Source organism: Streptomyces sp. NPDC059080, assembly GCF_042739975.1.
In the GTDB taxonomy this organism is placed as follows: domain Bacteria; phylum Actinomycetota; class Actinomycetes; order Streptomycetales; family Streptomycetaceae; genus Streptomyces; species Streptomyces benahoarensis.
Window position 1 is genome coordinate 65,739 of the sequence record NZ_JBHYGX010000002.1, and the last position, 13,047, is coordinate 78,785.

General features: G+C 70.5%; 14 protein-coding genes and 1 pseudogene. 5 read left to right on the top strand and 10 right to left on the bottom strand.

Annotation, left to right across the window (positions count from 1 at the left end):
* Window positions 1-33 precede the first annotated feature (33 nt).
* The 3 genes and pseudogenes from ACFWWQ_RS01630 to ACFWWQ_RS01640 form a co-directional block, all read right to left on the bottom strand.
* Window positions 34-444 (bottom strand): hypothetical protein, encoded by a 411-nt coding sequence (locus tag ACFWWQ_RS01630; RefSeq protein ID WP_384588349.1) that lies wholly within the window; start codon window positions 442-444, stop codon window positions 34-36.
* A gap of 687 nt (window positions 445-1,131) precedes the next feature.
* Window positions 1,132-1,518: pseudogene (locus ACFWWQ_RS01635) on the bottom strand (transposase); the annotation flags it as partial.
* Window positions 1,515-2,054: a winged helix-turn-helix domain-containing protein gene (locus ACFWWQ_RS01640; RefSeq protein WP_384588352.1), complete on the bottom strand. Its 540-nt coding sequence runs from the start codon at window positions 2,052-2,054 to the stop codon at window positions 1,515-1,517. The gene ACFWWQ_RS01640 and the pseudogene ACFWWQ_RS01635, both read right to left, overlap by 4 nt.
* Before the next feature lie 325 nt (window positions 2,055-2,379).
* Between ACFWWQ_RS01640 and ACFWWQ_RS01645 the strand changes: the two genes are divergently transcribed.
* From ACFWWQ_RS01645 to ACFWWQ_RS01665, 5 genes are read left to right on the top strand one after another with little or no spacing between them, the layout of a single operon-like run.
* Window positions 2,380-3,165: a radical SAM protein gene (locus ACFWWQ_RS01645; RefSeq protein WP_384588355.1), complete on the top strand. Its 786-nt coding sequence runs from the start codon at window positions 2,380-2,382 to the stop codon at window positions 3,163-3,165.
* The gene (locus tag ACFWWQ_RS01650; RefSeq protein WP_384588358.1) at window positions 3,159-3,302 is read left to right on the top strand and encodes a hypothetical protein; all 144 of its coding nucleotides are present in this window, start codon (window positions 3,159-3,161) and stop codon (window positions 3,300-3,302) included. Before ACFWWQ_RS01645 ends, ACFWWQ_RS01650 begins: the two co-directional genes overlap by 7 nt.
* Window positions 3,302-4,615, top strand: coding sequence for a peptide ligase PGM1-related protein (locus ACFWWQ_RS01655; RefSeq protein ID WP_384588361.1), 1,314 nt, complete (start codon window positions 3,302-3,304; stop codon window positions 4,613-4,615). The genes ACFWWQ_RS01650 and ACFWWQ_RS01655 overlap by 1 nt, the downstream gene beginning before the upstream one ends.
* Window positions 4,616-4,627: 12 nt before the next feature.
* Window positions 4,628-5,836, top strand: a complete 1,209-nt coding sequence (locus ACFWWQ_RS01660; RefSeq protein ID WP_384588364.1) for an MFS transporter — start codon at window positions 4,628-4,630, stop codon at window positions 5,834-5,836.
* Window positions 5,833-6,189, top strand: coding sequence for a hypothetical protein (locus ACFWWQ_RS01665; RefSeq protein WP_384588367.1), 357 nt, complete (start codon window positions 5,833-5,835; stop codon window positions 6,187-6,189). The genes ACFWWQ_RS01660 and ACFWWQ_RS01665 overlap by 4 nt, the downstream gene beginning before the upstream one ends.
* Window positions 6,190-6,582: 393 nt before the next feature.
* Here ACFWWQ_RS01665 and hypE read toward each other — a convergent pair whose 3' ends face one another.
* The 7 genes from hypE to ACFWWQ_RS01700 all read right to left on the bottom strand — a co-directional run bounded on the left by hypE (window position 6,583) and on the right by ACFWWQ_RS01700 (window position 13,031).
* Window positions 6,583-7,572: a hydrogenase expression/formation protein HypE gene (gene hypE / locus ACFWWQ_RS01670; RefSeq protein WP_384588852.1), complete on the bottom strand. Its 990-nt coding sequence runs from the start codon at window positions 7,570-7,572 to the stop codon at window positions 6,583-6,585.
* An 88-nt stretch (window positions 7,573-7,660) separates the two neighbouring features.
* Window positions 7,661-8,788 (bottom strand): hydrogenase formation protein HypD, encoded by a 1,128-nt coding sequence (hypD, locus tag ACFWWQ_RS01675; protein WP_384588369.1) that lies wholly within the window; start codon window positions 8,786-8,788, stop codon window positions 7,661-7,663.
* Window positions 8,785-9,144 carry a HypC/HybG/HupF family hydrogenase formation chaperone gene (locus ACFWWQ_RS01680; protein ID WP_384588372.1) on the bottom strand — a complete coding sequence of 120 codons (360 nt, stop codon included), beginning with the start codon at window positions 9,142-9,144 and terminating at the stop codon, window positions 8,785-8,787. Before ACFWWQ_RS01680 ends, hypD begins: the two co-directional genes overlap by 4 nt.
* A gap of 32 nt (window positions 9,145-9,176) precedes the next feature.
* Complete coding sequence (gene hypF / locus ACFWWQ_RS01685; RefSeq protein ID WP_384588375.1) at window positions 9,177-11,570, bottom strand: carbamoyltransferase HypF; 2,394 nt, start codon at window positions 11,568-11,570, stop codon at window positions 9,177-9,179.
* On the bottom strand, window positions 11,567-12,316 hold the full coding sequence (gene hypB / locus ACFWWQ_RS01690; protein ID WP_384588378.1) for a hydrogenase nickel incorporation protein HypB: 750 nt from the start codon (window positions 12,314-12,316) through the stop codon (window positions 11,567-11,569). Before hypB ends, hypF begins: the two co-directional genes overlap by 4 nt.
* Window positions 12,317-12,320: 4 nt before the next feature.
* The gene (locus tag ACFWWQ_RS01695) at window positions 12,321-12,758 is read right to left on the bottom strand and encodes a hydrogenase maturation nickel metallochaperone HypA (protein ID WP_384588381.1); all 438 of its coding nucleotides are present in this window, start codon (window positions 12,756-12,758) and stop codon (window positions 12,321-12,323) included.
* 162 nt (window positions 12,759-12,920) lie between these two features.
* Window positions 12,921-13,031 (bottom strand): DUF6893 family small protein, encoded by a 111-nt coding sequence (locus tag ACFWWQ_RS01700; RefSeq protein WP_384588384.1) that lies wholly within the window; start codon window positions 13,029-13,031, stop codon window positions 12,921-12,923.
* Between the last annotated feature and the right edge of the window lie 16 nt (window positions 13,032-13,047).

A 13,047-nucleotide genomic window follows, 5' to 3' on the forward strand; every position in this document is an offset into this window, starting at 1 on the left:
GCTCTTGAGGTGACCAGATGACTCGCTATGGCGTTATGCCGTGTATTGCCCTACCGGACATGTCCAATCGACACGGCCAGCCGGGTCCTTCCAGATCACTGCATTTTCAATGATCTCTGGTGTCGCCGGCCGCTGCGTTCCCGGCACCAACGGAAGTCCGACGGCGTAGAGCTCCACGAATGCTGTAGGCAATCGATCGGCGAGTTCGTAAAGTACCTCATGGTCGCTGCATGAAGCATCCACACTGAAGCCGCACTTCATGCCTGTGTCATCTTCGATGAGGACATCAAGATAGCTCTCGGTGTCACCTGGAAGATAGGAGACAGTAGGGGCGTACATCTTTCCTCCAGGGTCGAGGTCATGCAGAACCTGAGCCACGAGCGCGGATAGCCGTGTCATCCCATATTCTCCCATGCTTTGACTCTTGAGCGTGAGACGCAGCATATCAGCGATTCGTGCCGACCCTGGGAACGCGTCACATCGTGTGGACGATGAAATCAAATTCCGTCCTGATGTGCCGCGTGCCTCCGCGGGTGATCGGGAATTTCTCGTCGATTACTAGCGTGTACGGCTTGTTCACGACCACCTTGGTGGACGAGTGAACCAGGTAGTTCGCCGCAACCGCGGGGTGAGTATCTTTGTAGCCTGTGGCCTTTCCGTTCAAATAGAGCCTTGCTGATTCAGACATCATCCCCTTGGCTGCTGCGGCAGTAGTTTTGTGCAGCTTGAAGCCCCAGGCGAAGGTTTTCTTGACACTGCTCCCTTAATGAATTTGCCCCGTGAATCGACCGTACTGACTGCCCGCTGTGGTACTGGGGTTGCCGAAAGAAAATACGGTCGCACTGCCCCAGTCCCAGCCGCTTGCGCTTACCCCCCCACCCTTTCCACCCGTGAGCGTTTCGGTATTGCTGCGGGTCGACACTGACACTTCGTAAGACTTAAGACAGGAATCTTCATTTCGGTTGGCGGCCACCGACGGCGTGACTGTCGTAATCGTCGATGCCAGCGCCACAGCGGCGGCAATTGAAACTTTACCGAAACGCTTCATTACTTAATTTCCCCCTTTGGCGCCTCGGGTCAGAAGGCGCCTTGAAAATGATTACTGATTCCTTTTGCGGTCGGCTGGGCGTGACGCAGGAGCGACCAGATCCCCTCGACGGGGTTGAGGTCGGGTGCGTAGGGCGGCAGGTAGTAGAGGGGCAGCCAGTCCCGGGCCTCGGCGAACTCCCGCAGGCCGGTGGCCTTGTGGACGTTGAGGTTGTCCCAGACGAGGACGATGGGGCCCCCGAGTTGCTGGTGTGCGGAGATGAGCAGGTCTCGGTAGTCACGCCAGGAGAAGCTCTTGCGCCCGTCGCGACGGCCGTCGTCGCGGCGAGGCCGGTAGATCAACCTCGACCGCTGGCCTGGTTTGTAGCAGGTCAGCGCGGCGATGGAGACCCGTCTGCGCGAGCGACCGCGGACTCGCACCACCGGGGTGCGGCCACGTGGTGACCAGGTCTTGGCCTGCGGCGGCGTCATGGAGAAGCCGGCTTCGTCCTCGAAGACGAGCCAGGCTCCATGGGCCGCCGCGAGGCTTCCGCGCAGGGCCACACCTCCTTGACCCACCCAGCGACAGCCTCGTCGTTGCGCTCCATCGCGCGTCGGGCCGGGGTCCGGCAGGACCAGCCGCCTCGCACCAGGAGCTTGCGCACACCCTGGATCGTGTAGGTCAGGTGGAAGCGTCGGCCGATCACTGTCTTGACGCGTGCCAGCGTCCAGCGTTGGTCCTCCCAGCCGTGCGCGGCCGGCCCCTTGACCAGCTCCGCCTCCAACTGCGCGAACTGCTCCTCGCTCAACCTGGGCAGCGACGCCGGGCCCTGCGAGCGCAGGGCCCGCGGACCGCCTTCCTCCCACGTCCGCCGCCACCGCTGGACCGACCGGACACTGACACGTAGATCCTTGGCAATCACCAAACTCGCCTCACCCCGGGCGAAGCGCTCTGCGGCCTGCCCCCGTAACTCCTCGCGGAACTGACGCCGTTCGGCGGTCAGCCCGCCACCCTGTGGATACCGCATACCTCGGTCGTACCCCAGGCAGCCGACACCCGACAGCCCCTACGACACCACGAGTTCAACCTCAGTAACCGGGCCTGGGCAGCCTGAACGCCCCCACTCGGCCACTTATTGCTTGCACTCAACTCCTCAACGCTACGAACGTGATGTACGCCATATCCGGTGCACCGGACATGTGTTCTGATGGGCCGCCGGTAACTTCCTGTCATCAACCTGACATGCAGGGTGATTGCCGCACAGTCAGGCTGCCGAACCGGCCACCCAATCCGGTTCAGTGGGCCTGCACGTCTTGCCCTTGACCGAGGTCGCCCGTCACTACCAGTCGGAGATGAGCACCCTCTTCGAGGGCCGTGAAGTGCGTGGCATCGAAAAGTTGTACCGGCGGACCCTGCTGGTCGAGCCCACGACGATCTGCGCCGCCCACTGCCGCTGGTGCATCCGCGGGCAGTACGACACCGCCACGCTCTCGCGTGAGGATCTGGAACTCATTGCCCGCTACTGCGGGACGGATCCGGAGAACCAGGATGTTCGTGAAGTACTCGTAACCGGTGGTGACCCGCTGATCCTGGTCGACCGGATCGAATGGCTGCTGGACGCGCTGGAAGAACACGCACCCCAGGTCGAGATCGTGCGCATCGCTACCCGGGTGCCGCTCCAGGACCCGCGCCGGGTCGATGCCCGTATGCAGCACGCCCTGCGACGCCGTTCGACGTTCCGGGTCGAGATCGCCACGCACATCAACCACAAAGGCGAGCTGTTTCCCGAGGTCAGGGAGGCGTATACGGCGCTGCAGGAGGCCGGGGCACGCATCTACGACCAGACGGTCCTGCTGCGCGGGCTCAACGATAGCCTCGACACCCTCGTCGGGCTCTTCGACGAGCTGCGCTACATGGGAATCGAGGCGCACTACCTGTTCCACTGCGTCCCGATCCGCGGCATGGACCACCATCGCACGTCCGTCGAGGAGGGCCTCGAACTGCACCGCCAGCTGGGAGCCTCGGGGCTGACGTCCGGCCGTATACGCCCGCACTTCACGCTGATGACGGATGTCTGCAAGGTGCCGCTGTACGGGGGGGGTCGATCATCGGCCGGGACGAGCACAACCGGATGCTGATACAGACCGCCTACCGGTACGAGGAGAGGATGTCCTGGGTCCCCGGCTGGCAGCTTCCCGGAAATGCCCGCGTCGACGACAACGGGTTTCTGCAGGTGTGGTACTTGGACGCTATCGGCGGAAAGGCCGAGTTCTGATGCCCCGCCTCTGGCTCGGCAACGCCTGCACCGAGCACATGGTCGACCGCATGGACCTGCTCACGCAGAATGACTTCGACGGCATCCTGTTCGCCATGAAGCGCCTGGTGTGGCTGATGCGGGACGGCGATGCCCTCGTCCTGCCCCGACCGGTGCCTGACGACTTCCTGCATCACGTCGCCCAGCACACGGGTATCTCCCCGGACCGCATCCACGTGATCGCGCCGGACGCGGACCTCCTCACCCAGGACTTGCTCCACTCCAAGGGGATCCTCGGCCGTCTGAGGGAACTGGTCACTCCTGACTGGGAGTTCTGTCCGTACATCCACGACCGGGGCGCCGAGGTGTTCGCGCGTGAGCTCGGCCTTGTCACCGGATCACGGTTCGTCGCGGAAGGAGGTGCGGAACTGCTCAACAGTAAAGTCGTCTTCCGTGCCCTGGCCGCGGGGGCCGGGTTCGCCGTCCCCGACGGCATACCGTGCCGCACCACTGAGGATCTGCTGCGCACGCTGCATCGGCTCTTGGCCGCGCACCCGGCCGTCATCCTCAAACGTGACCGCGCCGTCGGCGGCCACGGCAACACCGTGATCACCACCGACCCTGGCCTGGAAGGCGCAGGAGCCCAGCGCACGATCGTCCTCGACGATCCGGCCCATGACGAACAGGTGCTCAAAGAAGCCGGGTTGACCACCACCCATGCCCCGCAGGGAGAGATCGTCCCGGAGGTGTTCCACCCAGGCTGCACGTCCGTGTACGTGGAGGTGAACTGCCCCGAACACGGCGAAGCTGTCGTACTCAATGGAGGACAGCTTCGTACGGACCAGCATCCTCCGGTCCTCGCCGGACTCGCACTGCCGCCCCGGAGCGTGCCCGGACCGGCGTGGGAGCACTTCACCAGCGAGGCCCTGCGGATGGCCCGCTTCATGCAGAGCCTCGGTTATCGCGGTCTGGCCAGCATCGACGCCGTGATCGACCAGGCCGGCAACGTATGGTTCAACGAGGTAAACGCGCGGCTGGGCGGCAGTACCCACCTGCATCACATCGCCGAGACTCTTGTCGGCCCGGACTGGACGGACAGCCATGTCCTGATCAGCAGGTTCAACGTCCGGGCACCCGCGCTCGCCCATCTTCTGCGCGCCATGCGAGAACACGGGCTCGCTTGGGATTCCCGGCACGGTCATGGCATCGTCATCGCCTCCGATGACACCGCCGCCACCGGCAACCTCGAGTACGTCGTCCTGGCGCACAACCACCAAGAAGCCAGCGCCCTCGAAGACCAACTGACCGGCCTCCTGGCCCAGCACGACAGTTAAGGATCACTACGCGTGGCGTACCGCGGCCTGTTCACCCAGCACGTCTCGATCTGGGCCGCGGTCGTCGCGGCCAGCCGCCTGCCGGTGGCGATGGCGCCACTCGCCTTCCTCTTCTACGGGCGCGGTACGGACGCCGGATACAGCGGCGGCGCCGCCATGGCCGCCGCGTACGCCATCGCGGAAGCTGTAGGCGCCCCGCTTCTCAGCATGCGCCTGCGCACGCGCCCCTACCGCCGGGAAATCACCGCTGGACTCGGACTGTCCGCCGTCGCCTTCGCCCTGCTCGCTTTCCTTCCCACCCCCGGCACCGTGCTCGCCGTGATCCTCGCCGCGATCGCCGGCGCCGCCGCGGCCGCCGCACCCGGCGCACTGCGCACCATGGCCGAGGACCTCGCACCCAAAAAGCGCCTCCACGCCGCCCTCAGCCTGGAATCCACGCTCAACATGGCCGCCTGGGCCGCCTCACCGGCCCTGGTGTCCTTACTCGCGCTCCAGTCCGCCCCGCAGACCCCGTTCCTCCTCGCCGCGCTCGCCACGCTCGGCGCCACCGCCGCGCTGTGGCTGCTGCCCGACAAAACCGGCGCCACGGACGACGGACAGCGCGCCCCGCTCAAACAAGCCCTGACGGCCTGGCCCGTCTACCTGACCAGCATCGCCGCCATGTACCTGCTGGCCAGCATCGAGCTCACACTGCCTGCCCTGCTCCAGCACCGGAAGCTGCCCGTTACCTACAGCGGCCCGATCCTCACCGGCTTCGCCCTCGCGAGTATCCTCGGTGGCCTCGTCTACGGCGCGCGCACCTGGCCCGGCAGTGTGCAACGTCAGAGCACCCTTCTGCTCGTCATCATGATCGCGGGCGTCGCCGCCACCGCACTGGCCTCCACCTGGGCCGTGATCGCCGCTCTCCTCGCTCTCACCGGTCTTCTGCAGGCAGCCGTACTGATCACCCGTAACCTCACCCTGCGCGAACAACTGCCCGCCGACCTTCACCCCGTCGGCTACTCCGTCCTGTACGCCGGCAGCGGCATCGGCTACGGCATCAGCGCTGCCGCCACTGGTCTCCTCCTCACCGTCACAACTCCCGACACCGCCGTCCTCGTCGCCACCGGCACCACGTTCCTGCTGACCGCAGCGACGTGGCTCAGGCGGAGGACCCCGAAGGACAAGCAGCGGTCTGCGGATATCCAGCGGCAGGACGCCCCTCTCCTTGAGGAAGGGTGAGAGTACGTCCCCAGTCGCGTACAGGCCGAGCGCGTCCTGATCGAGGGCGCCCCGGCGAGGAGACCCGCCTGGACCACCTCGGCGTCGAGGTCAAGTCCACCAAGGAGGTCACCGCCGCGACCACCCGTCTCAAGGACGCCGGCCTGGCGACGTTCGAGGAGAACGACAGGTCCTGCTGTTACGCCCTCCAGGACAAGGTCTGGGTCCACGGCCCCGGCAAGGAGCCCTGGGAGGTCTACGTCGTCAAGGCCGACGCCGATCAGCTCGGCAAGAGCGCCGTCGGCGGCGGCGAGCAGACCGCCGACGCCGAGACGGTCACGGCCGGCGCCGCCGGATGCTCCTGCGGCAGCTGACCCGGCTCCCACCCCGCCCCGCAGGCCACGACCGGCCTGCGGATGCCGGCCCCGGCCATGCCCTTCCCCCGGCGTATCCGGGGGCGGGAAGGCGCTTCTCCGGCGCCGCTCGGAATACCGTGGGAGCAAGGGGGTCCCGGGCTTCTTCTCTCGCCCCTCGCGGGAATTCCCCCGCTCCATGAGGCCCCATGGCGCCCGGTGAGAAGGGAAAGACGTCCGGTTCCGGTCCCTTCTCCGCGCCTCTCCCCACCGTGGGCAGTGTGACGCCTCGTGCATGTGCGGCGCCGATGGCGCGCGGCAACGCACAGTCCTGGTGAGCGCAAACGGAAGGCGGAACGCCGGCGCGCCCGGGCCCCGCCTCCGGACGACGGGTCCCGGGCGCGGCCGCAGTGTTCAGCAGATGCGGGGCAGTTGCTCGCCGAGCGGGAGGTCGACCACGCGGGTCCCGCCGAGTCCGGTGCGGGCGACGACCATGCCGGGGTGGTCGGTGACGCATTCACCGATGACGGTGGCGCCGGTGCCCAGCGGGTGGGCGCGCATCGCCTCCAGTACGGCGTCGGCCCGGTCGCGGGGTACGAAGGCGACCAGCTTGCCCTCGTTCGCCACGTACATCGGGTCGAGGCCCAGCACCGCACAGGCGTTGGCCACCGGTTCCGGGACCGGCAGGTTCCGTTCGTCGACCACCACGCCGACCGACGCGGCGGCCGCGATCTCGCCGAGGGCGGTGGCCAGACCGCCACGGGTGGGGTCGCGGAGGACGTGCAGGTCCAAGGTGACGGCGAGCATCGCCTCGACGAGCCCGCCCAGCGCCGCGCAGTCGCTCTCGACACCGACGTCGAACTCCAGCCCCTCCCGCACGCTCATCACGGCGATACCGTGCGCGCCGATGGGTCCGCTGACGAGGACGACGTCGCCGGGGGCGGCGCGCTGCGGGCGGATGTCGACGCCGTCCGGGATGAGGCCGATACCGGCGGTGTTGAGGTAGATGCCGTCGCCGTGACCGGCCTCGACGACCTTGGTGTCGCCGGTGGCGACCTCCACGCCCGCGGCCCGCGCGGCGGCGCCCAGTGCCTCGGCCACCCGCGCGACCAGCGCGGTCTCCACGCCCTCTTCCAGGATGAAGCCGCAGGAGAGGTAGGCGGCGCGGGCGCCGCTCATGGCGAGGTCGTTGACGGTGCCGTTGACCGCGAGGTCGCCGATGCTGCCGCCGGGGAAGAACAGCGGCCGCACCACGTAGGAGTCGGTGGAGAAGGCCAGCCGCGCGCCGCCCAGCGTCACCGCGGCGGAGTCGGCGAGCGAGGAGAGCACCGGGCCGCCGAAGGCGGGCGCGAAAACATGCTCGACGAGTTCGGCGGAGAGCACTCCTCCCCCGCCGTGCCCCATGACGATCCGGGGGTGGTCGCGTAGCGGGGCGGGGCAGGTCCAGCCGGCGAAGTCCGGGGCCGGTGGCGCGGCCTCGTGCAGGGTGGTGTCAGACAACGGGGGTCGCCTCCAGTGGTGGTGCGGTGGGGGTGCCGAGGCGGCGGTAGAGGTAGTAGGCGGCGCAGGCGCCCTCGCTGGAGACCATGGTGGCGCCGAGCGGGGTGCGCGGGGTGCAGTCGGTGCCGAACGCCGGGCATTCATGGGGCTTGATCAGGCCCTGGAGCACATCGCCGCTGCGGCAGGCGGCGGGCTCCTCGGTGGTGATGCCGGTGACGGCGAAGCGGTGCTCGGCGTCGTAGTCGCGGTAGCGGGCGGAGAGCCGCCAGCCGCTGTCGGGGATCGTGCCGATGCCGCGCCAGGAGCGGTCGGTGACTTCGAAGATGTCGGCGATCATCGCCTGGGCGGCGGGGTTGCCCCGGGGGCGGACGGCGCGGGCGTAGGCGTTGTCGACGCGGTGCTCGCCGCGCTCCAGCTGTTGTACGGCGCGGCGGACGCCTTCGAGGATGTCCAGCGGTTCGAAGCCGGTGACGACGATGGGCACGCGGTGGCGGGCGGCCAGCTCCGGGTACTCGTCCACGCCCATCACGCTGCACACGTGTCCGGCGGCGAGGAAGCCCTGGACGCGGCAGTCGCCGGAGCGCATGATCGCCTCGATGGCCGGGGGCACCCGTACGTGCGAGACGAGCAGGCTGAAGTTGCGGATGCCCAGTCGGTGCGCCTGGTGCACGGTCATGGCGTTGGGCGGCGCGGTGGTCTCGAAGCCGATGCCGAAGAAGACGACTTCCTTGCGGGGGTTCTCCCGGGCGACCTTGAGGGCGTCGAGCGGGCTGTAGACGACGCGGACGTCGCCGCCCTCACTGCGGACGCGGAAGAGGTCGCGGTCGGTGCCCGGGACCCGCAGCATGTCGCCGAAGGAGCAGAAGATCACGTCCGGGCGGGAGGCGATCTCCAGGGCCTTGTCGATGGTCTCCAGCGGCGTGACGCAGACCGGGCAGCCGGGGCCGTGGATCAACTCGACCTGGTCGGGCAGGAGTTGGTCGATTCCGTGACGGATGATGGTGTGCGTCTGGCCGCCGCACACCTCCATCAGGGCCCACGGCCGGGTGACGGTGGCGTGGATGTCGTCCAGCAGCCGCCGCGCCAGGTCAGGGTTGCGGAACTCCTCCAGGTACTTCACCGCTGTGCCTCCCGCGCCGCGTCGGCGGTGGACCGGGCGCCGGGCGGCGCGCCGGTGCCGTTCCCGAGGGCTTCGCCCCCGGCGTTCCCCTGCTCGGCGGCCGCTTCCCACGGGTCGCCGAACTCCTCCTCCAGCAGGCCGAGGTCCTCGAAGAGGGCGAGGGTCTGCCGGGCCGACTCCTCGTCCAGCCGTTGGAGGGCGAAGCCGACGTGCACGATGGCGTACTCCCCGACCGCGAGATCCGGCAGATATTCCAGGCAGACGTCTTTGTGTACGCCGCCGAAGTCGACGGTGGCCATGCGTGTGCCGTCACGCTGCCGGATCTCCAGCACCTTGCCGGGTACCGCGAGACACATGGGGTTCTCCTCGCTCTGCGGGATCGGGGGGGTCAGGGGGCGGTGGTCGCGCCGCGGGGGTCCGTGCGGGCGGCGACCATCAGCTGGCCGAGCGCCAGTCCCCCGTCGCCGGGCGGGACCAGCCGGTGGCGCAGCACGGTGAAGCCGTCCGCGCGCAGTGCGCGGGCGCAGGAGGCGGAGAGCAGCCGGTTGGCGAAGACGCCGCCGGTCAGGGCGACGGTGTCCAGCCCGTGCCGGTCGCGGGCGGCGGCGCAGACCCGGCCGACCAGCGTGGCGACGGCGTGGTGGAAGTGCGCCGCGATCCGCCCGGCGGGGACGCCCGCGCGCACCTCGGCGGCGAGGGCGGCGAGGAGCGGCGCGGGGTCGGCGGCCACGGGGCCCGCCGCCGTGTCGCGCAGGGTGAAGGTGTAGCCCGGCGGCGGCTCGTGCGGTGCGGGGTCCTCGGCTCGGCAGGCCGCCGCTTCGAGCGTGACGGCGGCCTGGGCCTCGTATCCGGCGGTGTGGCAGACGCCGGTGAGGGAGGCGACGGCGTCGAAGAGGCGGCCCATGCTGGAGGTGGGGGCGCAGTTCACGCCGCGGGCCAACTGCCTTTCCAGCAGCGGGAGTTGGCCAGGCGGGCAGGCCCGTACGCAGGGCAGGTCGGGGTCGCGGGGCAGACCGGCGGCGTGCAGGTGGGCGAGGGCCATGCGGTAGGGGTGGCGGACGGCCGCGTCGCCGCCGGGCTGCGGGACGTAGGCGAGGTGGGCGAAGCGGTGGAAGCCGTCGTAGTCGGCGAGGAGGAATTCGCCGCCCCATACGGCGCCGTCGTCGCCGTAGCCGGTGCCGTCGAAGGCGACGCCGATCACCTTCCGGCTGCCGTCGAGGCCGTGTTCGGCCATGGCGGAGGCGATATGGGCGTGGTGGTGCTGGACCCGCCGCACGTCGTCGGTGCCCGCGGCGCGGCGGGCGCGGCCCAGGGAGCGGTAGCCGGGGTGCCGGTCGGCGACGACCCGTCGGGGGCGGACGCCGGTGAGGTCCGCGAGGCGGCCGGCGGCGCGGTCGAAGGCGGTGAGGGTCGCCAGGTCGTCCATGTCGCCGATGTGCGCGGACAGCCAGGCGCGTCGGCCCTCTCCCAGGCAGAGGACGTTCTTGAGGTCGCCGCCGACGGCGAGCGCGGGGGTGACGGGCACGGGCAGCGGCAGCGGGTCGGGCGCGTAGCCGCGGGAGCGGCGCAGCAGCACCGGCGCGCCGTCGATCATCCGGACCACCGAGTCGTCGCACGGCACATGGATGGGCCGGTCGTGGGTGAGCCAGCCGTCGACGAGCGGTGCGAGGGTGGCGAAGGCGTCCGCGTCGTCGGTGACGATGGGCTCCCCGCCGCGGTTGCCGCTGGTCATGACGAGCAGCGCGGGCCCCGGCGGGTCGCCCGGCAGCCCGAACAGCAGGTGGTGCAGGGGGGTGTAGGGCAGCATGACGCCCAGGTCGGGGCTGCCGGGGGCGACGGCGTCGGCGACGGCCGGGGCGGGCGGCGGGCGGTCGGCCGCGTCCCGCCTGCGGAGCAGCACGATGGGGCGGCGGACACCGGTGAGGAGGTCGCGTTCGGCGGCGGAGAGGTGGACGAGCCCTTCGACGGCGGCGAGGTCGCGGGCCATGACGGCGAACGGTTTGCCGCCGCGTGCCTTGCGCTCCCGCAGCAGCCGCACGCTGCGCTCGCGGGACGCGTCGCAGGCCAGGTGGTAGCCGCCGAGGCCCTTGACCGCGAGGATCGCGCCGTCGGCGAGCATCCGCCGGGCCGCGGCGACCGGATCGGCCGGAGCGGCACCAGCGGTTCCCGGGTGGCGGCGCAGGGTCAGCCGGGGGCCGCAGTCGTGGCAGGCGATGGGCTGGGCGTGGAAGCGCCGGTCGGCGGGGTCGGCGTACTCGCGGGCGCAGCGGGCGCACATCGGGAACGCGGCCATGGTGGTGGCGGCCCGGTCGTAGGGCAGGGCGGTGACGATGGTGAAGCGCGGCCCGCAGTGGGTGCAGGTGAGGAAGGGGTGCCGGTGGCGGCGGTCGCCGGGGTCGGTCAGTTCGGCGAGGCATGCCGCGCAGGTGGCCGTGTCGGGGGCGATGAGGGTGCGGGCGCGGTCGCCGGTGCGGGTGGCGGCGATGCGGAAGCCGGTGGAGCCGCCCGGCGGGAGCGGGTGGTGGGCGACGGACTCGACGACGGCGAGGGGCGGCGCGTCGGTGCCGATCCGGCGGCAGAACGCGGCGACCGCGCGGGGCGCGCCCTCGACCTCGGCGACCACGCCGTCCCCGGTGTTGGCGACCTGGCCGGTCAGCCCCAGCTCCGCGGCGAGGGTGAAGACGAACGGGCGGAAGCCGACACCCTGGACGACGCCGCGGACGGTGACCCGGCGCCGTTCGGCCGCGGGCGGCGCCGCGACCGCTTCCCGGGGCACGGTCATGAGTGGCTGTGCGCGACGCCGTCGTGGTGGTGGGTGTGGCCGTGTTCGCGGGGCAGGACCTGCCGGGCCATGACGGGCCGGTGGGCGGGGGCGTTGCCGTGGGCGGCGAGCGTGTGCTCCAGCAGGACTCCGGCGCCCTCGCCGGTGCGGGTGGAGGTGAGGACGGTTTCGACGCCGGGGTTGATCTGCTGGACATGGGCGCGGAAGGCGGCCTCGTCGAAGCCGACGGCGTCGGCGAGGTCGCTCTTCGTGACCAGGACCAGGTGGGCGAGGCCGAAGGCGGTCGGGTACTTCAGCGGCTTGTCCTCGCCCTCGGTGACCGAGCAGAGCGCCACCCGCAGCGTTTCGCCGAGGTCATAGGTGGCCGGGCAGACGAGGTTGCCGACGTTCTCGACGAACAGGACGCGGGTGCCGTCCGGCAGCCAGCCGTCGAGGTGGCCCCGGAGCATGTCCGCCTCCAGATGGCACAGCCCGTCGGTGAGGACCTGCTTCACCGGCGCTCCGGAGCGGCCCAGACGGCGGGCGTCGTTCTCGGTGGCCAGGTCGGCGGTGAGGGCGGCGACCGGGATGCCGCGCGAGCGGGCGAGGGTGAGTTCGGCCTCCAGCAGCGCGGTCTTGCCGCTGCCCGGGCTGGACAGCAGGTTGACCACCGTGGTGCCGCGGGCGGTGAGTTCGGTACGGAGTGCCCGGGCGCGCCGGTCGTTCTCGGCGAGCACGGCCTGCTGGAGGTCGACGACGCGGCACATGGCTTCAGTTCTCCTCGGATGCGGATGCGGGAGCGGGGGCGGGAGCGGGAGCGGGGGCGGGAGCGGGGGCGGGGGCGGGGGCGGGGACGACGCCGTGGTCGGTGCGGTGCACGCTGACGATCTGCAGCTCCCGTCCCGCGACGAGGGCGGCGGCGGTGCCGTGGCAGGCCGGGCAGTGCAGGTGGGGCGGCATGCCGGTGGCCCATTCGTGTCCGCACGGGGTGCAGCGGGCGCGTCCCGGCACGGTGTCGATGTGCAGGGCGGCGCCTTCGAGGGCGGTTCCCTCGCAGGCGAGGGTGAAGGAGAAGTGCAGGGCGTCGGCGACGACTCCGGCGAGTTCGCCGACCTGGAGGCGGACGGTGTCGACGGTGCCGGGGGGCTCGTCCCGTAGGGCGCCGTCCACCTGTTCCACCACCGCCAGGGCGAGGGACATCTCGTGCATCGGTCTCCTTCCGGATCGCGTGCCCGGACCGCGCCGGTGTCCGTCCGCGCGGCCGGTGCCATTACAGGGGGCGCGGTGGCGGTGGGCGGGGCGCCACGCCGCCGCCGGTGCCGCGCCGTGGGCCGTTCGGGCGGCGGCGCGGACCGGCGGCGCGCGGGCGGGTCACATGGACCGGATGCGCAGGTAGCGCTTGACGTCGGGCAGCAGGGCGATCGCGCCGCCCGCGGCGGCGACGGCGGCCAGTGCCGCGGCCGCCAGCAGGACCTTCCGCATGGGGTGCTCCTTCGTG